Annotated in this window: 19 protein-coding genes; 7 read left to right on the forward strand and 12 right to left on the reverse strand. The window is 70.3% G+C overall.

Annotated features, from left to right (window positions below; genetic code table 11):
- Positions 1-238: 238 nt before the first annotated feature.
- The 3 genes from FNV62_RS13315 to FNV62_RS13325 form a co-directional block, all read right to left on the reverse strand.
- A complete protein-coding gene (locus FNV62_RS13315) occupies positions 239-460 on the reverse strand; it encodes a hypothetical protein (protein ID WP_143612897.1) in 222 nt (73 codons plus the stop codon).
- 284 nt (positions 461-744) lie between these two features.
- Positions 745-3,354 carry an ABC transporter permease/substrate binding protein gene (locus tag FNV62_RS13320; RefSeq protein WP_143626813.1) on the reverse strand — a complete coding sequence of 870 codons (2,610 nt, stop codon included), beginning with the start codon at positions 3,352-3,354 and terminating at the stop codon, positions 745-747.
- Entirely contained in the window at positions 3,347-4,426 is a 1,080-nt protein-coding gene (locus FNV62_RS13325; RefSeq protein ID WP_097283971.1) for a quaternary amine ABC transporter ATP-binding protein, read from the reverse strand. Before FNV62_RS13325 ends, FNV62_RS13320 begins: the two co-directional genes overlap by 8 nt.
- 120 nt (positions 4,427-4,546) lie before the next feature.
- Here FNV62_RS13325 and FNV62_RS13330 point away from each other — a divergent pair, with 120 nt between their 5' ends.
- Together FNV62_RS13330 and FNV62_RS13335 are read left to right on the forward strand one after the other, a co-directional pair.
- Complete coding sequence (locus FNV62_RS13330) at positions 4,547-5,479, forward strand: 5'-3' exonuclease (RefSeq protein WP_211179531.1); 933 nt, start codon at positions 4,547-4,549, stop codon at positions 5,477-5,479.
- 207 nt (positions 5,480-5,686) lie between these two features.
- A complete protein-coding gene (locus tag FNV62_RS13335) occupies positions 5,687-6,535 on the forward strand; it encodes a siderophore-interacting protein (protein ID WP_143612899.1) in 849 nt (282 codons plus the stop codon).
- A gap of 49 nt (positions 6,536-6,584) precedes the next feature.
- Here the strand turns inward: FNV62_RS13335 and FNV62_RS13340 are convergent, their stop codons facing one another.
- From FNV62_RS13340 to FNV62_RS13350, 3 genes are all read right to left on the reverse strand, one after another.
- Positions 6,585-7,361 (reverse strand): ABC transporter permease, encoded by a 777-nt coding sequence (locus tag FNV62_RS13340; RefSeq protein ID WP_060899887.1) that lies wholly within the window; start codon positions 7,359-7,361, stop codon positions 6,585-6,587.
- Positions 7,358-8,374, reverse strand: coding sequence for an ATP-binding cassette domain-containing protein (locus tag FNV62_RS13345; RefSeq protein WP_143601116.1), 1,017 nt, complete (start codon positions 8,372-8,374; stop codon positions 7,358-7,360). Before FNV62_RS13345 ends, FNV62_RS13340 begins: the two co-directional genes overlap by 4 nt.
- Positions 8,375-8,565: 191 nt before the next feature.
- Positions 8,566-9,216, reverse strand: a complete 651-nt coding sequence (locus tag FNV62_RS13350; RefSeq protein WP_097283974.1) for a PadR family transcriptional regulator — start codon at positions 9,214-9,216, stop codon at positions 8,566-8,568.
- 251 nt (positions 9,217-9,467) lie between these two features.
- Here FNV62_RS13350 and FNV62_RS13355 point away from each other — a divergent pair, with 251 nt between their 5' ends.
- Both FNV62_RS13355 and FNV62_RS13360 read left to right on the forward strand, forming a co-directional pair.
- Positions 9,468-11,018, forward strand: a complete 1,551-nt coding sequence (locus tag FNV62_RS13355; RefSeq protein ID WP_060899890.1) for an amino acid permease — start codon at positions 9,468-9,470, stop codon at positions 11,016-11,018.
- 37 nt (positions 11,019-11,055) lie between these two features.
- Positions 11,056-12,003, forward strand: a complete 948-nt coding sequence (locus FNV62_RS13360; protein WP_054231188.1) for an RluA family pseudouridine synthase — start codon at positions 11,056-11,058, stop codon at positions 12,001-12,003.
- A 16-nt stretch (positions 12,004-12,019) separates the two neighbouring features.
- Here the strand turns inward: FNV62_RS13360 and FNV62_RS13365 are convergent, their stop codons facing one another.
- The 6 genes from FNV62_RS13365 to FNV62_RS13390 form a co-directional block, all read right to left on the reverse strand.
- On the reverse strand, positions 12,020-13,489 hold the full coding sequence (locus FNV62_RS13365) for a cytochrome P450 (protein ID WP_143612900.1): 1,470 nt from the start codon (positions 13,487-13,489) through the stop codon (positions 12,020-12,022).
- A 120-nt stretch (positions 13,490-13,609) separates the two neighbouring features.
- Positions 13,610-14,230 (reverse strand): GTP-binding protein, encoded by a 621-nt coding sequence (locus FNV62_RS13370; protein WP_097283977.1) that lies wholly within the window; start codon positions 14,228-14,230, stop codon positions 13,610-13,612.
- On the reverse strand, positions 14,211-14,648 hold the full coding sequence (locus FNV62_RS13375; RefSeq protein WP_097283978.1) for a DUF742 domain-containing protein: 438 nt from the start codon (positions 14,646-14,648) through the stop codon (positions 14,211-14,213). Before FNV62_RS13375 ends, FNV62_RS13370 begins: the two co-directional genes overlap by 20 nt.
- Entirely contained in the window at positions 14,645-15,052 is a 408-nt protein-coding gene (locus FNV62_RS13380) for a roadblock/LC7 domain-containing protein (protein ID WP_054231184.1), read from the reverse strand. Before FNV62_RS13380 ends, FNV62_RS13375 begins: the two co-directional genes overlap by 4 nt.
- Positions 15,049-16,656 carry an ATP-binding protein gene (locus FNV62_RS13385; RefSeq protein WP_143612901.1) on the reverse strand — a complete coding sequence of 536 codons (1,608 nt, stop codon included), beginning with the start codon at positions 16,654-16,656 and terminating at the stop codon, positions 15,049-15,051. The genes FNV62_RS13380 and FNV62_RS13385 overlap by 4 nt, the downstream gene beginning before the upstream one ends.
- A 290-nt stretch (positions 16,657-16,946) precedes the next feature.
- Positions 16,947-17,573 (reverse strand): TetR/AcrR family transcriptional regulator, encoded by a 627-nt coding sequence (locus FNV62_RS13390; RefSeq protein WP_143601159.1) that lies wholly within the window; start codon positions 17,571-17,573, stop codon positions 16,947-16,949.
- 336 nt (positions 17,574-17,909) lie between these two features.
- Between FNV62_RS13390 and FNV62_RS13395 the strand changes: the two genes are divergently transcribed.
- From FNV62_RS13395 to FNV62_RS13405, 3 genes are read left to right on the forward strand one after another with little or no spacing between them, the layout of a single operon-like run.
- Positions 17,910-18,734, forward strand: coding sequence for an urea amidolyase associated protein UAAP1 (locus FNV62_RS13395; RefSeq protein WP_097283981.1), 825 nt, complete (start codon positions 17,910-17,912; stop codon positions 18,732-18,734).
- A complete protein-coding gene (locus FNV62_RS13400; RefSeq protein ID WP_101406119.1) occupies positions 18,731-19,336 on the forward strand; it encodes an urea amidolyase associated protein UAAP2 in 606 nt (201 codons plus the stop codon). Before FNV62_RS13395 ends, FNV62_RS13400 begins: the two co-directional genes overlap by 4 nt.
- Positions 19,333-22,848, forward strand: coding sequence for a 5-oxoprolinase/urea amidolyase family protein (locus tag FNV62_RS13405; RefSeq protein WP_143612902.1), 3,516 nt, complete (start codon positions 19,333-19,335; stop codon positions 22,846-22,848). Before FNV62_RS13400 ends, FNV62_RS13405 begins: the two co-directional genes overlap by 4 nt.
- The last annotated feature ends 72 nt before the right edge of the window (positions 22,849-22,920 follow it).

Below are 22,920 nucleotides of genomic sequence, written 5' to 3' on the forward strand. Positions count from 1 at the left end.
GAGGGTGAGGGCCACAATTCGCGCCAATAGACGAGTCGCCCCGACTCCCCCGGCGCCATGCCCTCCCACGGGACGAAAAGGCTGACCAGCAGGGCCGGATGCCCCCGCGGACCGATGAGCGCGGGCACGGAGGGACCGGCGAGGGCGCGACTGCCGCCGTGGGTGCGGATGGTCAGCCGATCAGCCCGCCCGGTCGTCGGATCATCGGCGTACGTCCGTCACCTCCCGAAGCCCGGCGTCATGGCTGACTTTCCGTCAAAGTTGGTCTGCCGAGGTCGAGTTGGAGGAGTGAGCGGTCGCCGAGGTCGCCGCGCACGCCCCAGGACCCCAGGGCGCGGTCCGGCCGCCGGTCGGGGCCGTCGTACCAGGTCGTGAAGTCCTTGAGGATGGCCCGGAGTTCACGGTCGGTGGCGCGGCGTGCCCGGTGGTGACCGGTGCGCTCGACCGTGCCGTCGTACACGGAGGTGATGTCCGGAGCGCCTCGGCGCAGCGCGAGAGGTGCGCGGCGCAGCGACGGCGTGGGAGGCGTTCTCGGACGGGAGGGCGTCCGGATCGACGCAGCCGCGTACGGCGATGCGGTTGTCCGGATCCTTCTCGTACGTCAGTACGTAGCCACTGGTGTCGTCGGTCGCGAGTGCGGGCCGGAACAGGGGGCTCCGGGAACGCCGAAATGGGTGGCCGTCGGTCGCACGGGGTCCGACACCCGTGCGACCGACGGCCACCCCTCGGCGAACGTCCTCGCGGTTACTGCGGCGTCATCCGCTCCACCACGTCCGGGTGCTCCTTCAGCCATGTGGCGACGGCCGCCTCCTCATGGCCCTGGCCGCGCTGCTTGATCTCGCTCTCCAGGGTGCCGAGCTCGGACTCGCTCATCCTGAAGTTCTTGATCCATTTGGTGAGCTGCGGGTACTGCTCGGGGAACTTCTCGCTGGAGATGGTCCGGATCGTGTTCCCCTCGCCGAAGAGCTTCTTGTCGTCGGCGAGCTTGGTGAGCTGGTACTCGCTGTACGCCCAGTGCGGGGACCACAGGACGACGGCGACCGGCTGCTTCTTGGCGTAGGCGCGCTTCAGCTCGGCCAGCATCGCGGGCGTGGAGCCGTCGACGACCTTGTACTCCTTGTCCAGGCCGTAGCCCGGAAGCACCTTCGTCTTCAGGAGGTTCATCTCGCCGGTGCCCGGCTCGATGCCGATGATCCGGCCGCCGAAGGTGCCCGCCTTGCCCTTGAGGTCCGCGAGGGACTTGACGTCCTTCACGTACGAGGGCACGGCGATCTCCAGCGAGGTCGGCCGGTACCAGGTGCCCAGGTCTCTCAGGTCGTTCTTGTGCTGGTCCCAGTAGTTCGACTGGGCGTACGGCAGCCAGGCGTCGAAGTTGAGGTCCAGGTCACCGGAGGCGAGGCCGGTGTAGACGGGGCCGACGTCCATCTGCTTGAGGTTCAGCGTGTAGCCGCGCCGCGCCAGGACGTTCTTCCAGAGGTAGCTGACGGCGACGTCCTCGTCCCAGGGGAACCAGGCCACGTCCAGCGGGCGCTTCGTCTCGGCGGCGGCCACGGAGTTCTTGACCGGGGCCAGCTTGTCGACGACTCCGGGGTTCCGCTTCAGCCAGGCGCGCACCGCGTCCTGCTGCTTGCCCTTGCCCACCTTGTTGATCTCGGCCTCGAGACCGGTGAGCTGCTTCTCCGTCATCCTGAAGTTCTTCAGCCACTGCCCGACGACCGGGTTGTCCTGCGCGAAGCCCTTGCGGGAGAGGGTGTGCACGCCGTCGCCCTTGCCCCAGGCGCCCTTCGGGTCCTTGAGCTTCTTCAGGTCGTAGTCGCTGTAGGCCCAGTGCGGCGACCAGAGGGTGACGACGATCGGCTCCTTCTTGGCGTACGCGCGCTTCAGCTCGGCCAGCATCGCGGGCGTGGAGCTGTCGACGACCTTGTACTCCTTGTCGAGGCCGTAGTCCTTGAGGACCTTGCTCTTGAGCAGGCCCATCATTCCGGCGCTGGACTCGATGCCGGTGACCTTGCCACCGAAGGTGCCGGCCTTGCCCTTGAGGTCCGCGAGGGAGTCGACGCCCTTCATGTACGAGGGGACGCTCAGCTCCAGCGAGGTGGGGCCGAACCAGGAGCCCAGGTCGTCGAGCTTGCTGCCGTACTTCTTCCAGTACTGCTCGTGGGTGGTCGGCAGCCAGGAGTCCGTCTCGAAGTCGATGTCACCCTGGGAGAGGGAGGTGTACAGCGGGCCCGCGTCGAACTGCTTGGTGTCGACCTGGAAGCCGCGCTCCTCGAGGATCTCCTTCCACAGGAAGGTGGAGGCGACGCCCTCGTCCCACGGGATGTAGCCGATGGTGACCTTCTTGCCCTGGCCGACGTTCTCGCCGTCGGCCGCGGTGGACATCGAGTCGGTCCCGCCGAACATGCCCATGCCGCCCGCGACCAGCGCGAGCACGACGACACCGATGACGGCGACGGCCGAGCTGGGGCGGTAGGACCAGATCTTCAGGCCCTGCGCGGCGCGCAGTTTGGCGGCGGCGCGGCGGCCGAGCGGGGAGACCTGGGTGCCCAGGGCGCTGGTCATGCGGTCCAGGTAGATCGCCAGGATGACGATGGCCACGCCCGCCTCGGAGCCGAGGCCGACGTTCAGCTGCCCGATGGCCTCGTTGACGTCGCCACCGAGGCCGCCGGTGCCGACCATGCCCGCGATGGCGGCCATGGACAGGCCCAGCATGATGACCTGGTTGACGCCCGCCATCACCGTGGGCAGCGCGAGCGGCAGCTGGATGCGCAGCAGGGTGTCGCGGGGCGTGGTGCCGAACGCGTCGGCGGCCTCGACGAGTTCCTTGTCGACCTGGCGGATGCCCAGCTCGGTCATGCGGACGCCGGGGGCCAGCGCGAAGATCAGCGTGGCCACGATGCCGGCCGGGGCGCCGGTGCCGAAGAACAGGATCGCCGGGATGAGGTAGATCATCGCGGGCAGCGTCTGCATGAAGTCCAGCACCGGGCGGACGATGCCGCTGACCCGGTCGGAGCGCGCCGCCCAGATGCCCACGGGTACCGAGACGACGAGCGCGATGAGCGTGGCGACGAGGACCAGCGAGAGGGTCACCATCGCGTCCTCCCACAGTTCGAGGGAGTCGATGAACGCGAATCCCACGAAGGTGAGGACACCGGCGGAGGTGCCGCGCAGCCAGAACGCGATCACCGCGAAGATGCCCGCGAGGAGGAGCGGTTCGGGGGCCTGGAGGACGGCGTCGATGCCGTCGTACGTGCCCTGGAAGACGGTCTTGAAGAAGTCGAAGAGCCACGCCATGTGGTTCAGCAGCCAGTCGACGGCGCTGTTGACCCAGTCGCCGAAGGGGATCCTAGGCACCGGCCGTCACCGCCTCGTGCCGAGGACTGGCACAGCCTGCGGGGGTCCCCTGCTCGTCGCCGAGGAAGGCGACGAGGCGCTGCCGGTGGACGACGCCCACGAGTGCGCGCCGCTCGTCGAGCACCGCCACCGGGTGCGTGAGGCGGGCGCTGATCGCGCAGAGGTCCACGAAGGGGGTGTCGGGCGTGGCGGTCTCGCAGTCGCAGTCCGCCTCGTCGCCGCGTACGTCGGTGTCCATGACGGCCCCGGCGGTCAGAACCCGGGAGCGGTCGACGTCCTGGGTGAAGGAGGCGACGTAGTCGTTCGCGGGACGCACGAGGATGTCCTCGGCGGTGCCGGTCTGGACGATGCGGCCGTCACGCATGACCGCGATCCGGTCGCCGAGGCGCATCGCCTCGTTGAGGTCGTGGGTGATGAAGACGATGGTCTTCTTGAGCTTCTTCTGAAGCTCGATCAGCTGGTCCTGCATGTCACGCCGGATCAGCGGGTCCAGCGCGCTGAACGACTCGTCCATCAGCAGCAGATCGGCGTCGGTGGCGAGCGCGCGGGCGAGGCCGACGCGCTGCTGCATACCGCCGGACAGCTCGTCGGGCCAGGACTTCTCCCAGCCGGCGAGCCCTGCCAGCTCCAGGGCCCTGGTGGCGCGTTCCTTGCGCTCGGCGCTCGGCACACCCTGGACCTCGAGGCCGTAGGCCGCGTTCTCCAGGACGCTGCGGTGCGGGAAGAGCGCGAAGTGCTGGAAGACCATGCTGATCTTCTTCGAGCGGACCTCGCGCAGCGCGCGGGCGCTGAGCGCGGTCAGGTCCTGGCCGTCGAAGCGCACCTGGCCCGCGGTGGGCTCCAGGAGTCCGTTGAGCATGCGCAGGAGGGTGGACTTGCCGGATCCGGACAGGCCCATGACGACGAAGATCTGGCCGGGTTCCACCGTGAAGGACGCGTCGATCACCGCGGCGGTCGTGCCGTCGGCGCGCAGTTCCTCACGGTCGGCTCCCTGACGGAGCCGCTCCACCGCGGCGTCGGGTCGTCTCCCGAACACCTTGTACAAATGCTCGGCCTCAAGCCTGGATGACACGGGTGCCTCTCGATCGGACAGTTGAAAAACCAACGGGGTTGTCCCGGTGCCGCGCCTGCCCACGCTTACACGGAGCAAACACACGAGTGGTCCAGGTCACTGTCAGTGGCGTACGGCATGATGCGAGGCGTGACCAGACGCCTGATGCTGCTCGACACCGCTTCCCTGTACTTCCGTGCCTACTTCGGGGTCCCCGACTCGGTGAAGGCCCCGGACGGCACGCCCGTGAACGCCGTGCGCGGGCTGCTCGAATTCATCGACCGGCTGGTCAGGGACCACCGCCCCGACGATCTGGTGGCCTGCATGGACGCGGACTGGCGCCCGCAGTGGCGGGTCGACCTGATCCCCTCGTACAAGGCGCATCGCGTCGCCGTGGAGACCGAGGCCGGCCGGCCGGACGAGGAGGAGGTGCCGGACACGCTTTCCCCGCAGGTGCCGGTCATCGAGGAGGTCCTCGACGCGCTGGGCATCGCCCGCGTGGGGGTCGAGGGGTACGAGGCGGACGATGTGATCGGCACCTTCACCGGGCGCGCCGACGGCCCGGTCGACATCGTCACCGGCGACCGCGACCTCTACCAACTGGTCGACGACAAGCGGGGGGTGCGCGTCCTGTATCCCCTCAAGGGTGTGGGCACGCTCCAGCTCACCGACGAGACCTGGCTGCGCGAGAAGTACGGGGTCGGCGCTTCCGGATACGCGGATCTCGCGCTGCTGCGCGGCGACCCGAGCGACGGTCTGCCGGGGGTGCCGGGGATCGGTGAGAAGACGGCGGCCAAGCTGCTCGACCAGTTCGGCGACCTGGCCGGAATCATGGCGGCGGTCGACGATCCCAAGGCGAAGCTGACACCTTCTCAGCGCAAGCGGCTCGACGAGTCGCGGCCGTACGTCGCGGTCGCGCCCAAGGTCGTACGGGTCGCCGGTGACGTTCCTCTGCCGGACGTCGACACGGCGTTGCCGCACGCGCCGCGCGACCCGGCCGCGCTGGAGGGACTGGCCGCGCGCTGGGGTCTGGGCGGGTCGCTGCAGCGGTTGCTCACCACGCTCGGCGAGTGATCGGGAGTGAGCGAAAATGAAGTTCTCACCCAGGAGAGTGACGTTCTCAATTTAGGGTAGCCTTACTCACGGAGCAGGACTCGACCCCTGCCACCGCGCGACTCGAGCCCTGATGTGGGGGGCTCATGGGCTTTTCACGCGGGGGGTGTTAACTGGGGGAGAGATGCTAGCTTAGGTAAGCCTAAGCGAGTGAACGAGGAGGCCGTCATGGCAGAGCGTCCGGCACGCAGGTCCAGGAAGCCCCACTCCGCGCACGTCGTGCGGACCGAGCGGTTGACCCCCCACATGCAGCGTGTCGTGCTGGGCGGCGAGGGCCTCGCCGAGTTCACCGCGGGCACCAGCACCGACCACTATGTGAAGTTGCTGTTCGCCCCGGAGGGTGTCACCTACCCCGAGGCCTTCGACATGGAGCGGATCCGCGAGGAACTCCCGCGCGAGCAGTGGCCGGTGACCCGGACGTACACCGTGCGTGCCTGGGACCCCGAACTGCGCGAGCTGACGCTCGACTTCGTGGTGCACGGCGACGAGGGCCTGGCCGGGCCGTGGGCGGCGCACGTCCAGCCGGGCGAGGTCGTACGGTTCATGGGTCCGGGTGGCGCCTACGCGCCCGACGCGAGCGCCGACTGGCATCTGCTCGCCGGTGACGAGAGCGCGCTGCCCGCGATCAGCGCCGCCCTGGAGGCCCTGCCGGAGGGCGCCGTGGCCCGCGCCTTCGTGGAGATCTCCGGGCGTGAGGAGGAGCAGAAGATCGACTCCGACGTGGAGGTCGTCTGGCTGCACCGCGGGGACCGGCCGCTCGGCGAGGCCCTGGTGGAGGCCGTCCGCGCCCTCGACTTCCCGGCGGGCCGGGTGCAGGCGTTCGTGCACGGCGAGGCGGGCTTCGTGAAGGAGCTGCGCCGGCTGCTGCGGGTCGAGCGTGAGATCCCGCGCGAGGACCTGTCGATCTCCGGCTACTGGCGCCTTGGGCACAACGAGGACGGCTGGCAGGCTTCCAAGCGGGACTGGAACGCGCAGGTGGAGGCGGAGCAGGAGGCGACCGCGTCGGCCGCCTCCTGACTCCCGCCCCCTCAACGTCACTCAGGACGCCGACCCCGGCCCTTCGGGGTCACACGGAACGCTGGTAGGACCTGAACGTACGGATCGACAGCCACACCGCCGCCACGGCCAGTGCGAGCAGCGCGCCCGAGCGGCCGAGCACGACACCCCAGTCGGGGTGCTCGGACATCGCCGAACGCCCCGCCACCATGGCCCAGTTGAGCGGATTGAAGTCGGCGATGTGGCGCATCCAGCCGGGCATCTGGGACGGGGCCATGAAGGCCGAGGAGAGGAAGGTCAGCGGCAGCAGCAGGAACGTGTTGATGCCGATGATCGACTCCCGCTCCCGGACCAGCATGCCCAGCGCGTTGGACAACGCTCCGAAGATCGTGCCGAGCAGGACCGAGGCGACGATCAGGATCGCGATGCCGCCGATGCCGCCCGGGTAGTCCGCGCCGCCCAGCAGGCCGAGCAGCACGATGATGACCGACTGCAGCGCGGTGATCAGGCCGTTGTTGACGACGTTGCCGTTCATCAGGGCGGCCCGGCTGACGGGCGTGGTCAGGAAGCGGTTGAGCGTGCCGCGCTGGATCTCGTCGAGCGTGCCCATGCCCGCCCACATGTTGGAGCTGAGCGCGCTCATCACGACCACGCCCGGGACGAGGTAGTCCAGATACGAGGTGGTGCCGAAGCCTCCGAGTTCGACGACCTTCTTGAAGAGGTTGCCGAACAGGAACAGCCAGATCACCGGCTGGATCAGGGTGATGATCGCGTAGGCGGGCTGCCGCGCGAACACCATCAGCTGACGCTGGGTCATGTACCAGGTCTGGGAGACGGCGGTGCTCATCGGACACCTCCGGCGAGGACGAGGTTCTCGGCGCCTTCCGCTTCCGCCTCCGCGTAACGGCGGCCCGCGTAGCGGAGGTAGACGTCGTCGAGCGAGGGGCGGGCGACGGTCGCGGCGGCGACCCCGACCCCGGCCCGCTCCAGCACCCCGAGCAGGGCGGGCATCGCGGCGGCCCCGTCATCGGCGCGGACACTGACACGGCGGCCGTCGAACAGCGCCTCGTGCACGCCCGGCAGCCCGGTGAGGGCGCCGTTCAGCAGCGTGCGACCGGCGTCTCCCAGGGCTTCGCGCAGTTCCACGTGGACGGCGTCACCGCGGAGTTCGCCCTTCAGGGCGTCCGGGGTGCCCTCGACCACGACACGCCCGCGGTCGACGATCGCGATGCGCTCGGCGAGCCGGTCGGCCTCCTCGAGGTAGTGCGTGGTGAGCAGGATGGTCAGCCCCTCGTCGCCGGCGAGGCGGGCGATCTCGTCCCACATCGCGGTGCGCGCCTCGGGGTCGAGTCCGGTGGTGGGCTCGTCGAGGAAGAGCACCTCGGGGCGGTGGACGAGACCGAGCGCCACGTCGAGCCGGCGCCGCATGCCGCCCGAGTAGCCCTTGACCGGGCGCCGCGCCGCGTCGGCGAGCTTGAAGCGGTCGAGCAGTTCGTCCACCCGGCGGTTCAGGCCCGCACCCTTCAAGCCGTAGAGCCTGCCCTGGAGTTGGAGGTTCTCCCGGCCGGTGGCCACCGGGTCGGCGCCGGAGTTCTGGGCGACGACGCCGATCGCGCGGCGCACCCGGTCCGGGTGGCGCAGCACGTCGTGACCGGCCACGGTGGCGGAGCCGGAGTCGGGACGGGCCAGGGTGGTGAGGATCTTGACGGTGGTGGACTTGCCGGCGCCGTTCGGGCCGAGCAGGCCGAAGACGGTGCCGGTCTCGACGGTGACGTCCATGCCGCTGAGCGCGGTGACGTCACCCGGATAGGTCTTGATCAGCTGACGCGCCTCGACCGCGGGCGCACGGGTACTGCTCATGACGACTGCTCTCCTGTGTGAGCGGTGATCTCGGGTGGGTGTGCCGAGCCGATCCGCGTGAAGAGCGCCGGGCTATCCTGGGTGTGCCGCACCTCGATGGCCCGGAGCTGCCTCACGGCGGGTTCGGTTCGGGGTTCGAGACCCCGGCGGAGCTGCTGCAACAGCGCTGCCGGGGTCTTTTCTCTGTTCGGCTACGGCCTTTCGACCTCACCGGCTTCCAACTGCAGGTACTCCTCGGGGATCTCCCCCGTCTCACTGAAGGACCGCCACTCCCTGACGCCCGGAAACGTGCCCGCCGTGACCTCCGCCAGGAAGCCGCGGACCCATGCGGCCTCCGCCTCGATCATGTGCAGCTTGAACTCGGACTCGATCAGGAAGAGCCGGGGCAGCGTCTCGTACAGCTTCTCCAGGCCGCCGCGCAGACTCGCGGCCCGCACCTCCAGCATGTTGAGCCGCTCCCCCAACAGGCGTGCCACCTCGTCGGGATGGAGCACGCCCATCAGCGAGAGCGCGGCCTCGAAGATCGGATACTCCTCCGCCGGGACGGCGAGCAGGTCCGACAGCCACTCCGTGGCCTCCGCACGTCCGGCGTCCGTGATGCCGTACAGCGTGCGCTCGGGGCGGTTGCCCTGTCGCTGCACCTCCGCGACCTCGACGAAGCCGTGCTTCTCCAGGTTCTGCACGACGGTGTAGAGCGAGCCGTAGTTGATCTTCAGGCTGGTGTCCTTGCCCCGTCGGCGCAGGGTCTGGGCGATCTCGTACGGATGCATCGGCTTCTCGGTGAGCAGCACCATGACCGCGAGCGCCAGCGGATTGCTCAGCTTCCGGCGTTTCGTCGCCATGATGACCTCACCTCGTCTCCGAATATCCGTTGCCGAACATATCGCGTGTACGCGACGAGCGTCAATACACACGATGTATCGCGATTCCCCACGGGGCGCAAGGGCGTGAGGACTTAGGCCCGACCCCGACACGGCCGTGTCACGCGAGCGAAACAGGTACTCCCTAATTTCTGTCACCCGACAGGAATCCGGCTCACGCCGTCCAGCACACCCACCCCGCCCACCCTTCCGCGCCGAAGGCAGGTGCCGCCGTGACCACCACCGCCCCCTCCGACGTACGCCCCGATCCTCCGGAGTCCTCCGGCGACCGATCCCTGGCCGAGTTCGGCTACCGCCAGGAGCTGCACCGCAGCCTCGGCCGGTACGCCTCGTTCGCCGCGGGGTTCTCCTTCATCTCCGTCCTGACGACCGTCTTCCAGTTCTTCGCCTTCGGGTACGCGTTCGGCGGCCCCGTCTTCTTCTGGACCTGGCCGGCCGTGCTGGTGGGCCAGTTGGCGGTCGCCGCCTGCTTCGCGGAGCTGGCCGCGCGCTATCCGATCTCAGGCGCCATCTACCAGTGGTCCTCGCGCCTGTCGAACCTCTCCTTCGGCTGGTTCGCCGGCTGGATCATGGTGATCGGGCAGATCGTGGTGGTCGCGGCGGCGGCGCTCGCGCTGCAGATGGTGCTGCCCGCAATCTGGTCCGGCTTCCAGCTGGTCGGCAGCGATCCGGCTCCCACCAGCCCCGACGGCGCGGCCAACGCGGCGGTCCTCGGCGTGATCCTCCTCGTGCTGACCACCCTGGTGAACGTCATCGACAACCGTGTGATGTCGATGATCAACCGGATCGGTGTCACCGCCGAGATCATCGGCGCCGTCCTGATCATCGTGCTCCTGCTCACCCACTCCGAGCGCTCCCCCGGCATCACCTTCCACACCGGCCAGGGCAGCACCGGCCTGTTCGGGGCGCTGATGGTGGGCTCGTTCATGGCCGCGTACGTCATGATCGGCTTCGACAGCGCCGGGGAGATGAGCGAGGAGACCCACCACCCGCGTCGCACCGCGCCCCGCACGATCCTCACCGCGCTCGGCGCCGCGGGTCTGCTCGGCGGACTGATCGTGCTCGGCGGACTGCTCGCCGCGCCCAGCCTCACCGACGGCCGTCTCGGCGTCGACGGTCTGAGCTACGTCCTGACCAGCAGCCTCGGCGACGGGGTCGGCCGCGCGCTGCTCGCCGACGTCGTGGTGGCCATCGCGGTGGCGACCCTGGCGATCCAGACCGCCGCCTGCCGCATGCTCTTCTCGATGGCCCGCGACCACCAGCTCCCCTTCTCCGGCCGCCTCTCCAAGGTCAACCCGCGCACCGGCATGCCGAGCGCTCCCGCCCTGGTCGTCGGCGTCCTCGCCGCCGCTCTGCTGCTGCTCAACTTCGCCTCCCCGGACGCCTTCCTGGCGATCGGTACCACCTGCATCGTGATGCTGTACCTGGCCTACGCGATGGTGACCGGACCACTGCTGGTCCGTCGGCTGCGCGGACAGTTCACCGCCGACGGCACCGACGAGAGGGGCGCCCCGCTCTTCTCGCTGGGCCGCTGGGGCGTCCCCGTCAACGTGATCGGCCTCGTCTACGGCCTCTTCATGACCGTCAACCTCGCCTGGCCGCGCGCGGCGGTGTACGACCCGGCCGGCGGACACTGGTACTTCCAGTGGTTCACGGTGCTGTTCCTGGGCCTGACGCTGGTCGCGGGCGCCGCCTACCGGGCCTACCGGGCGCGGACACCGGTGGCCGAGACGCCCGAGGTGGTCCCGGCCTCGTACGCCTGAACCCCTCCCCCACCCCGAGCCTCGTACGCTTGACCAGGTGAGACGCAGACCCCGGATCCCGCCCTCCCCCCTGCCGCAGCGCGAGGGAGTCGACCCCGTGCGGATCAGACTGCCGCGGGACGGGGGGTGGGCCACCGTGCGGGAGCATCTGGTGGAGCGGCTCGCGGCCGGGGCCGGGGTGATCGACGGGATGTTCGGGGACGGCCTGATCGTCGGCGCCGACGGGCGTCCGGTGGCGCCCGACGCGGCGTACGAGCCGGGGATGTTCGTGTGGTTCCACCGGGAGCTGCCCGACGAGGAACCGGTGCCGTTCGCCCTCGACGTGGTGTACCGCGACGAGCACATCGTCGTCGCCGACAAGCCGCACTTCCTCGCCACCACCCCGCGCGGGGGCCATGTCGCCGAGACCGCCCTGGCCCGGCTGCGGCGGGAGCTCGGCCTGCCGGCGATCGGCGCCGCGCACCGGCTGGACCGTCTCACCGCCGGGCTCGTGCTGTTCACCGTGCGGCCCGAGGAGCGCGGCGCCTACCAGACGCTGTTCCGCGACCGGCTGGTCCGCAAGGAGTACGAGGCGGTGGCCCCGTACGACACGGGGCTCGCGCTGCCCCGGACCGTCACCAGCCGGATCGTGAAGGAGCGCGGGGTGCTGGCCGCGCGCGAGGTGGCGGGCGAGCCGAACGCCCACACCGAGGTCGAACTCACCGACCACCGCGACGGACTGGGGCGCTACCGCCTGCTGCCGCACACCGGGCAGACCCATCAACTGCGGGTTCACATGAACGCGTTGGGCGTTCCGATCCTCGGCGATCCGCTCTACCCGGTGGTGACCGGCCCCGTGCCGGCCGGTGACTTCCGGCGTCCGCTCCAACTGCTCGCGCGGGTCCTGGAGTTCACCGATCCGGTCACGGGACGCGCGCACCGGTTCGTCAGTGGGCGGGCACTGCGGGCCTGGTCCTCGTACGACGAGTGGGCCCAGGGTGCGTGATCGCCGACGGCCCGGCTCAGTAGCCCCGCCACCAGCGCAGGAAGCGCTGCCAGGCGCCGAGCCGGCGTACGGGTTCCGGTGTCGCCGGCAGGACGGGCGATGCCACGGGTGCCGGGGCGGGCGCCGCGGCCGGCTCGTCCGTCGTGACCTCCAGGCTCGGCCGCGGCCGCGGCACGGGGCTGATGGAGGGCACTTCCTCGACGTCCTGGGGCGCCTGCGGCGCGAAGTACACCGGAAGCTGCACCAGGTGGCGCGAGGACATCGACGAGCGCCAGCGCAACTCGTCCTCGTCGCCCTCGAGTTCGACGTCGGGCAGCCGGATCAGCAGTGCCTCGACCCCGACGTCCGCGATGGCACGGCCGATGTCCTGGCCCGGGCACTCGTGGGGGCCGCCGCCGAAGGCGAGGTGGGCGCGGTTGCCCATCATGTTGGCCTTGAGGTCGGGACGCACCTTCGGGTCGATGTTGCCCGGCGCGATCCCCAGGATCAGACCGTCGCCCCGGCGGATCTCCCGGCCGCCCAACTCCGTGTCCTGCTTGGCGAAATAGCCGAGGACCGCGCTGAACGGCGGCTCGTCCCACAGGGACTGCTCGACCGCCTGGGGCACCGTCATCTGCCCGCCGTTCAGCTGGGCACGGAAGCGCGGGTCGGTGAGCACCACGCGCAGCACGTTGGCGAGCAGGTTGGCCGTGGCCTCGTACGCGGCGAGCAGCACCAGGCGCAGATGCTGGGAGACCTCGTCGTCGGTGAGCTGGGCCGGGTGGTTGATCAGGACGCTGGTGAAGTCCCCGGTGGTCTCGACCCGGCGCCGGGCGGTGTGCCTGATCAGGATGTTCATGACGTACTCGTTGCTGGCGATCGCGGTCTCGGTGCCCCTGAGCAGGTCGCGGGTCGCCTGCACCAGCCGGTCGTCGTACTCGTCGGGCATGCCGAGGATCTCGCACAGCACCGCCATCGGCAGGTGCTCGGCGAACTGGCTGACCAGGTCGGCCCGGCCCTTCTCGCAGAACCGGTTGACGAGCAGCTGGGTCGCGCGGTTGATGTGTCGCCGGATGGTGCGGTGGTTGATGGTCGACATGGCACCGATGACCGCGCCGCGCAGCCGCAGGTGTTCGTCGCCCTCGGCGTGCGAACAGATGGGCTGCCAGGCGATGTGCGGCGCGAGGGGGTGGTCGGGGCCGGCGGTGCCGTCCTGGACGGCCTTCCACAGCCGGCTGTCCCGGGAGAAGTGTGTGGGGGTGCTCACCAGGTGCAGGTTCTCGGCGTGGCCGAGCACCACCCAGATCGGCACGTCGTTGTGGAGCAGGACGGGGGCGACCGCACCGTGCTCCTGACGGAGTTTCTCGTACAGGTCTCCCAGGTCGTCCGCCTCGGGGCCGTACAGCCGGTGCAGCCCGCCGGGACCGAGGCCGTGGGCGGGGCAGCCGGGCGGCGGGGCGAGCGTACGGTCGTCCGTACCGGCCGGGAAGTGGGATTCAGACGTCACGGTGATCGCTCCGAAACTGAAGTGGATCGGGTGTGTTGAGGGTGTCCGGGTTCTTGGGGGTGTCCGGGTTCTTGCGGATGGTCCGGTGTCTTGGGGCGGGAGTGGCGGCCGACGCGGGCATCAGGTGCGTGCCTCGCTCATCGTGAGCGAGTACAGGAAGTGCATCAGCGTCATCAGGACGTCCCGGCTGGAGGCCCGGCGGCGGGCGTCGCACTGCACGATCGGGATGTCCTCGGACAGGTCGAGCGCGGCGCGCAGGTCCTCGATCGGATAGCTGGGCGCGTCCGGGAAGGTGTTCATGGCGACGACGAAGGGCACACCGCGCTCCTCCAGACGGCCGATCACGTCGAAGCTGACTTCCAGCCGGCGGGTGTCGATCAGTACGACCGCGCCGAGCGCGCCTTCGAACAGGCCGTTCCACAGGAACCAGAAGCGCTCCTGGCCGGGGGTGCCGAAGAGGTAGAGCACCAGCCGTTCCGTGATGCTGATGCGGCCGAAGTCCATGGCGACGGTGGTCGCGGTCTTGGTCTCCGAGCCGTAGTTGTCGTCGATGCCGATGCCGGCCTGCGTCATGGTCTCCTCGGTGGTCAGCGGTTTGATCTCGCTGACGGCACCCACCATGGTCGTCTTGCCGACTCCGAACCCGCCCACGATCACGATCTTCACGGCGGCCTGCGCCGTGTGCGGCAGATGGTCCTCGGCGCGCGGGCCGGTGATCGTCTCAGAGCTTTTGAAGTCCATGCATCACCGCTTCGAGGAGGGAACGGTCGGGGAGCGCCGAGCGAACGATCGGGGCGCGTGCCTGTACCAGTTCGGCCGCCAGCAGCTCGGTGAGCAGGACGGTCACCACGCTGAACGGCAGATTGAGATAGGCCGAGAGCTCGGCCACGGAAAGAGGGGTCTGGCAGAGCCGGAGCAGCGCCGACTGCTCCGGCTGGGTGGTGGGTGTCGGCGCGTCGGCGCGCGCCACGATCAAGGTGACCAGGTCCAGGTCGGCCCGCTCGCCCGCCTCGCCCCCACCGGTGAGCAGATACAGGCGCCCGGGATTCTTGGGGTCCTCTTCCTCACCGTCCTCCTCACCCTCTTGGGGAGGCCGCTCCCGGGGAGGCTCGGTGAACTCTTCCTTGGGGTATCGCCGTCGGCGTTGCGGAGGAGTCATACGGTCTGCCCGTTGCGCCTCGGCGGACTGGTCAGATGGGCGCCGATCCGGGCGACGAGGTCGCTCATGCGGTTGCTCATGAGGCCGGGCTCCGCGATCTGGTTGGCGAGGACCGCGAGATAGGCGTTGGCCCCGGCGGACATCAGGTAGAAGTAACCTCCGTCGATCTCGATGAGGACCATCTTCATCGTGCCGTCGCTGCTGGGAACCTCGCTCGCGACCGCCGCGGCCAGGCTCTGCAGGCCCGCGCAGGCCGCGGCGACGCGGTCGGCGGCGTCCGGGTTGCCGCCGTAGCGTGCGATGCGCAGTCCGTCGGCGGAGAGCACCACGATCTGCTGGATGCCCGGTACTCCGTCAGCGAGATCCCTGAGCATCCAGTCGAAGTTGTCCCGCTGATGGATCACTTGAGGTCCCCCTCGTCGTCGGCCTCCGAGGCCGCCTGGTTCTTCGTGGTGAACGCGTTGGGGTCCGGGTCACGCTTGAGGCCCTCCCAGAACGCCTCGACCCAGTGCCCCGGTGGCTTCTCCTTTTCCTTCTCCGTCTCCTGCTTCTTCGGGGTGGCGGGCACAGTGCCCCAGGAGGGAGCCGCGGAGGCGGCCGCCGCTTCCTCGGCGGCGAGCCGGGCGGCCTCGGCGTACCGCTCCCTGAGCGGGATCTTGACCCGGCTGCGCCGCTGCGGCAGGCCGTTGGGCGTCCATTCGGTGACCAGGGGGGCGTCGTCGTCCCTCGCCCCGTCGTCCTGCTCGGGGAGGCGGGGTCCGGTGGTCGGGCGACGCTTCTTCGGCTTGCGGTTGGGCCCCTCGACCCCGTCGGTGTCCATGGTCGCGGTGGAGTTCGCGCCGATGCCGTGGGCGAGGGAGGCCGCGGGGTCCTTGGTGAGCATGTTGCTCGGCACCACGACGACCGCGCGGACACCGCCGTACGCGGACTGGCGGAGCGCGATCGCCATGTCGTACATCTTCGAGAGCCGGCCGACGACGGAGATGCCGAGCCGCGGGGCCTCGCCGAGAACCTGGAGGTCGGTGCCGGCCGCGGCCTGCCGGAGCAGTTCCTCCATCTTGCCGCGGGCCTCGTCGCTGAAGCTGACGCCGGAGTCCTCGATCTCGATGGCGACACCGGTCTGCACCTTGAGGGCGGTCAGGTGCACCTTGCTGTTCGGCGGCGAATAGCGCGTCGCGTTGTCGAGGAGTTCGGCGACCGCGTGGATGACCGGTTCGACGTGGATGCCGTTGACGTTGACGTCGGCGATCGAGTGCAGCTCGATGCGCCGGTACTCGAGGATCCGGGACATCGCGCCGCGCATCACGCTGAACAACGGCACGGGCTTGGGCCAGTTGCGGCCCGGGCGGCCGCCGCCGAGCACCGCGATGGAGTCGGCGAGGCGGCCGATCAGCGCGGTGCCGTGGTCGATGCGGAGCAGGTCGTCGAAGACCTCGGGGTTACGCCCGTGGTCCTCCTCCATCTCGCGGAGTTCCTTGTTCTGCTGGTGGACGATCGCCTGGACGCGGCGGGCGATGTTGACGAAGGAGCGGTGCGAGGAGTCGAGCAGCAGTTTCTCGGTGTCCAGCAACTGGAGGACGGTGCCCAGCAGGTCCCGTTCCACCTCGGAGATCTGCGGCAGGCTGGGGTCGTCGACGCCGAAGCGGTGCGCCACGGAGTCGGGGTTCATGCCGCGGTTCATGCGCCGGATCGCGGCGGGCAGGACTTCGTGGTGGAAGCGCACGATGTCCTGGTCGTGGGCGGCGATGCGCTGTTCCAGGTACGCGGTACGGCGGGCCAGTTCGGCGCGCACGGCACGGATGACGCGGCCACGGCGTACGGCTTCGGCGGCGACCGCGATCACCAGCAGCGTCGCGACGCCGCCACACCAGCCGACGGCGGCCCGGGCCGGGCCCGTCACCAAGGCGACGGCGGCCCCGGTCACCGCGGCCATCAGTATGGCCGGAGGCAACAGCACGCGCGCGTAGGGAAGTTCACGGCCACCGGGAGGCGATTGAACACTCACCATGTATGCCCTCTGAGACAAATCGGCTGGGGTAGGGGGGAGTTCGTGGGGAAACTGCGTGGTCAAACCGCATCTTCGGAACTTTTGGGAACAAGCGCACGATTACATCTCAACTCGGTGCGCTGCGGGCGAGCTTAGTCCGACCGGATCATCGCCGTGTCATATTCAGCAACCGCCTGAAATCGCCCGCGCGGCAGGAGTACTCTCGGCCGTTTGCACGCTCAGGCTTCGTTCGCACACGATGAGTAGCGGTGTACGGGCAAGCGAAATCCGTACCTCCACAGGGCGGTACGTCAGATTCCGGCGATCCGCAGCGCCGCGTCGGCGGTCGCTTCGGCGAAGGCGGACACGGGCCGCTCGGGGTCGGACCGGTGCACGAGGATCACCCCTTCGATGAGACCGAACAGCAGATCCGTCCGCAGGTCGAGTTCACTCTTGACGAGCGCGCCACCTGCCGTGGTCGCGGCCAGCAACTGCCGGTAGGTGTCCTTCAACTCGGCCCGTACGGCATGGAAGCCGGCGAAGCGCTCGGCGCGCACCTCGGGCAGCAGATACAGCCCGCCCAGGTTGTGCGGGCCTCCGCAGAGCAGCTCCACGTCGGTGCGGCACAGCTCCCACAGCCGGTTCTCGGGCGGGGTCGCGTCGTCGGCGAGGAGCTCCCGGGCGAAGGCGAGCGAGGGTGTGACGGTCGACTCCAGGAGCTCGGCGAGCAGCTCCTCCTTGCCGGAGACGTAGTGGTACATCGACGCCTGGCGCATGCCGGCCCGCTCGGCGACGGCACGGGTGGTGGTCGCGGCGTACCCGCTCGTCGTGAACAACTCGGCGGCGGCGTCGAGCAGTTCGTCCCGCGGCGACAGCCCGCTGTCCGGCCGCTGCGCAGCCCGTGGCCGCCCGACCCGTCGCCCACCACCACTTCCCATGCGTTCGATCCTCGCACACGACACCGGACCCGAGCAGGACAAGGAACGGCGCGCCCACCCACCAGGGGCGCGAGGAACTGCGCGCCCAGCCACACACAACCCGCAACCCCAAACCCACAGCACGCCCCGCCCCCCCAGGGGCGCGAGGAACCGCGCACCCCAGCCACGACCAACCCGCACCCTCAAACCCCGCAGAGCGCCCCGTACCGCCAAACCCGCGGAGCGCCCCGTGAGGGGTCGGTAACCGTCCGGCAACACTCGGGACACGGCCCCGACCCTCCCCGCCCCTAATTTCTGTCGAGCGACAGAAACCACCCAGGAGCCGGAGGACTCGCGATGGCGACAGCGACCACTTACGGAGCCCGTGCCCACGCCCGGGCGCAAGAGGGCTCCCGCACGGAGGCCATGCCCGTCGTCCCGGCGGGCGCCTGGCCCGCGCCGCCCTGCGAGGCGGGCCACCTGGTGTGGGCGGAGACGGTGGCGGGCGGCAACTACACGCACAAGGTGCTGGCCCGCGGCACGGAACTCAGGCTCACCGACCTCAGGGGCGACGCCTGCGCACACCTGCTCCTGTACGCCGCCGACCGCCCCTGGGAACGCCTGAACGTGGCGGACACGGTCAAGGTCCAGTGGAACGCCTACCTCGGCGAGGGGCAGCTGCTCCTCTCCGACCAGGGCCGCGTCCTCGCCTCCCTGGTCGCCGACACCTCCGGCCGCCACGACACGCTCTGCGGCACCTCCACCCTCGTACGCAACACCCAGCGCTACGGCGACGGAACCCCGCAGTCCGCCTCCCCCGCCGGCCGCGAACTGTTCAAGCTGGCCGCCGCCAAGAACGGCCTCGAACCCCGCGACCTGCCCCCCTCGCTCTCCTTCTTCCAGGGAGTGGAGGTCCGTGACGACGGCTCGCTGGACTTCACCGGTCCGGCGGGCCCCGGCGGCAGCGTGACGCTCCGCGCCGAACAGGACGTGACCGTGCTGCTCGCGAACGTGCCGCACCCCGCCGACCCCCGTACGGAGTACGTCAGCACTCCCCTGGAGGTCCTCGCCTGGCGCGCGGCCGCGACCGCGCCCGGCGACCCGCTGTGGGAGGCCACACCCGAGGGCCGTCGCGCCTTCCTGAACACCGCCGAGTTCCTTGCCGCGAGGGGGATCGCATGAAGACCGTGGTTTTGGCCCGGGCCGCCTGGTCCGCCGTCGTCCGCACCGGAGAGACGCTCACCGTCACCGACCTGCACGGCAACCAGGCCGTCGACTTCCTGGTGTACGACGCCCACGACACGACCGTCCGCTACAGCGCGCCCGACACCATCCACGCGCAGGGCAACCTCTTCCTCACCACCGGCAGCGTGCTGATGTCCAACGAGCACACCCCGCTGATGACCGTGGTCGCGGACGAGGTCGGCCGGCACGACACGGTCGGCGGCGCCTGCTCCAAGGAGTCGAACACCCTGCGCTACGGCCACCACACCTGGTCCCAGCACGCCTGCGTGGACAACTTCCTCGCGGAGGGCGCCAAGTACGGCCTCGGCAAGCGCGATCTCGTCTCGAACATCAACTGGTACATGAACGTGCCGGTCGAGAAGGACGGCACCCTCGGCATCGTCGACGGCATCTCGGCCCCGGGGCTCACGCTGACCCTGCGCGCCGAGTGCGACGTCCTCGTGCTGGTCTCCAACTGCCCCCAGATCAACAACCCCTGCAACGGCTTCGAGCCGACCGCGGTGGAGATGACCATCGAGGCGAGCGGGGCGACGGGATGACCTTCGACACCCTGCTGGTCGCCAACCGCGGCGAGATCGCGGTACGGATCATCCGCACCGCCCGTGAACTCGGCCTGCGCACGGTCGCCGTGTACTCCGACGCCGACCGCTCCGCACCCCACGTCCGGCTCGCCGACGAGGCGGTACGGCTGGGGCCCGCGCCCGCGAAGGAGTCCTATCTCGACGCCGACCTCGTCCTGAAGGCGGCCAAGGACACCGGGGCCGGGGCGATCCACCCCGGGTACGGCTTCCTGTCCGAGGACGCGGCCTTCGCGCGGCGCTGCGAGGACGCCGGGATCGTGTTCGTGGGTCCGACGCCGGAGCAGCTGGAGCTGTTCGGGGCGAAGCACACGGCGCGGGCGGCGGCGGAGGCGGCCGGGGTGCCGTTGGCGCCGGGCACGGGACTTCTCCCCGGTCTCACCGAGGCTCTGGAGGCGGCCGCCCGCATCGGCTATCCCGTCATGCTGAAGGCCACCGGCGGTGGCGGCGGCATCGGTATGTCGGCATGTCGCTCCGCCGATGAACTGACCGGGGCATGGGAGCGGGTACAGCGCGTAGCCGCCGCCTCCTTCGCCTCCGCCGGGGTCTTCCTGGAGCGGCTGGTGGAGCACGCCCGCCATGTCGAGGTACAGATCTTCGGCGACGGCCGGGGCCGGGTCGTCACCTTCGGGGACCGGGACTGCTCGCTCCAGCGCCGCAACCAGAAGGTGCTGGAGGAGGCTCCGGCACCGGGCCTGCCGTCCGCCGTCCGCACCCAACTCGCCGACGCCGCACGGGACTTGTGTGCCGCTGTCGGATACCGCTCGGCCGGAACCGTCGAGTTCGTCTACGACGCCGCCCGCGAGGAGGCCTACTTCCTGGAGGTCAACACCCGCCTCCAGGTGGAGCATCCGGTAACCGAGGAGATCTACGGCGTCGACCTCGTCGCCTGGATGCTGCGGCTCGCGCGCGGGGAGTCGGACGTCGTACGCGATCCGGGGGCGCCGCGCGGTCACGCCGTCGAGGCCCGGGTGTACGCCGAGGACCCCTCGCGCGACCACCGGCCGAGCGCGGGCCTGCTGACGCGGGTCGAGTTCCCCGGCGGCGTCCGCGTGGACGGCTGGGTGGAGACGGGCACCGAGGTGACCACGTCGTACGACCCGATGCTCGCGAAGGTCATCGCGTACGGCCCGGACCGGGCGCACGCGCTGGAACGCCTCGACGAGGCGCTGGCCAGGACCCGGGTGGACGGTATCGAGACGAACCTGGGGCTGGTGCGGGCCGCGCTCGCCGAACCGTCCTTCCGGCGGGCCACGCATTCGACGGCGACGCTGGCCGAAGTCGGCGATCCCACGCAGCGCGTCGAGGTCGTCTCCGGCGGAACCCTCACCACGGTCCAGGACTGGCCGGGCCGCACCGGCTACTGGCAGGTGGGGGTGCCCCCGTGCGGCCCGATGGACGACCTCTCCTTCCGGCTCGGCAACCACGCCCTCGGCAACCACGAGGGGGCACCCGGTCTGGAGTGCACCCTCCAGGGGCCGACCCTGCGCTTCACCCATGCCACGACGGTGTGCGTCACGGGCGCACCGGCGCGGGTCACCGTGGACGGCGCGGCGGTCGCGCAGTGGGAACCGGTGACGGTACCGGCGGGGGCCCTGCTGGAGGTCGGCTCCCCCACCGAACACGGCCTGCGCACCTACGTGCTCTTCGCGGGCGGGGGCCTGGACGTACCGGCGTTCCTCGGCAGCGCGTCCACGTTCACGCTGGGCCGATTCGGCGGGCATGGAGGCCGCGCCCTGCGCACGGGCGACGTACTGCACGGCGGCTCGGCGACGGATCACGGGGCGCCGGTACCGGTCGGCGACCGCCCCGGGTTCTCCTCCACCTGGCGGGTCGGCGCGCTCGAAGGCCCGCACGCCGCACCGGAGTTCTTCACCGAGGACGACATCCACGACTTCTACGCCGCCGACTGGAAGGTCCACTTCAACTCGGCGCGCACGGGCGTACGGCTGATCGGCCCGAAGCCCCGCTGGGCGCGCACCGACGGCGGCGAGGCGGGCCTGCACCCGTCCAACATCCACGACACGCCGTACTCGGTGGGCGCCGTCGACTACACCGGCGACATGCCGGTGCTGCTCGGACCGGACGGCCCCTCGCTCGGCGGCTTCGTCTGCCCGGCGACGGTCGTCAGCACGGAACGCTGGAAGCTCGGCCAGTTCCGCCCCGGTGACACCGTGCGCTTCGCACCGCTGGCCGACGACGGCTCGCAGCGGGCCGCGATCGTCGACGGCGGGGTGCTCGCGCGGGACGGCGACGTGACGTACCGCCGCAGCGGAGACGACAACCTGCTGGTCGAATTCGGGCCCATGCAACTGGACCTGGCGCTGCGCATGCGGGTCCACGCGCTGATGGAATCCGTGGCCGAGGCCGCGCTCGACGGCGTCACGGACCTGACCCCCGGCATCCGCTCCCTGCAGATCCAGACGGACCCCGGCAGGCTTCCGCAGCACGAACTCCTCACCGCGGTACGGGAGATAGCCCGCACACTCCCGCCGAGCGACCAGCTGGTCGTCCCCTCCCGCACGGTGCACCTCCCCCTCTCCTGGGACGACCCCGCGACCCGCGAGGCGATCGCCCGCTACATGGCGGGCGTCCGCGACGACGCGCCCTGGTGCCCGTGGAACATCGAGTTCATCCGCCGCGTGAACGGCCTGGACTCGGTGGACGACGTGTACCGCACGGTGTTCGACGCGGAGTACCTCGTCCTCGGCCTGGGCGACGTCTACCTCGGCGCACCGGTGGCCACCCCGCTGGACCCGCGCCACCGCCTGGTGACCACCAAGTACAACCCGGCGCGCACCTGGACCGCCGAGAACTCGGTCGGCATCGGCGGCGCCTACCTCTGCGTCTACGGCATGGAGGGCCCCGGCGGCTACCAGTTCGTCGGCCGTACGACCCAGGTGTGGTCGGGGTGGCAGCAGCGCGGCGCGTTCGAGCCGGGCTCGCCCTGGCTGCTGCGCTTCTTCGACCGCATCAAGTGGTACGCCGTCGAGCCCGATGAACTCCTCGACCTGCGCGCCGACATCATCTCGGGCCGTTTCGTGCCCCGGATCGAGGAGGGCGTCTTCTCACTCGCCGAGTACGAGGCCTTCCTCGCCACCCACTCCACGTCCATCGCGGAGTTCCGGGCCAGGCAGGGCGCCGCGTTCTCCGCCGAGCGGGACGCCTGGGAGGCGGCGGGCGAGTTCGACCGCGCGGACGCCGTGTCCGCACCCGCGGCGCCCACCGCCGAGGTGACCGTCCCCCCGGGCGGCCGTCTGATCGAGGCCGAGTTCGCGGCCTCCGTGTGGCAGCTGAACGTCAGGCCGGGCGACCGGGTGACGACCGGCCAGCCCCTGCTGGCGCTGGAGGCGATGAAGATGGAGTCCAGGGTGCCCGCCCCGATGGACGGAGTGGTCCAACAAGTCCTCACCAAGCCCGGCGCCCAGGTGGAAGCGGGCACAGCACTGGTCGTCCTGGCACCCGCCACCTGACAGCACGCGTGCGGCCTGCGGGCAGACGCCACACCCAGGCAATCCCAACAGCCGCCCCGACACCCCGCCGCG

Origin of the sequence: Streptomyces sp. RLB3-17 (genome assembly GCF_007113425.2) — a bacterium.
Lineage (GTDB): Bacteria > Actinomycetota > Actinomycetes > Streptomycetales > Streptomycetaceae > Streptomyces > Streptomyces mirabilis_D.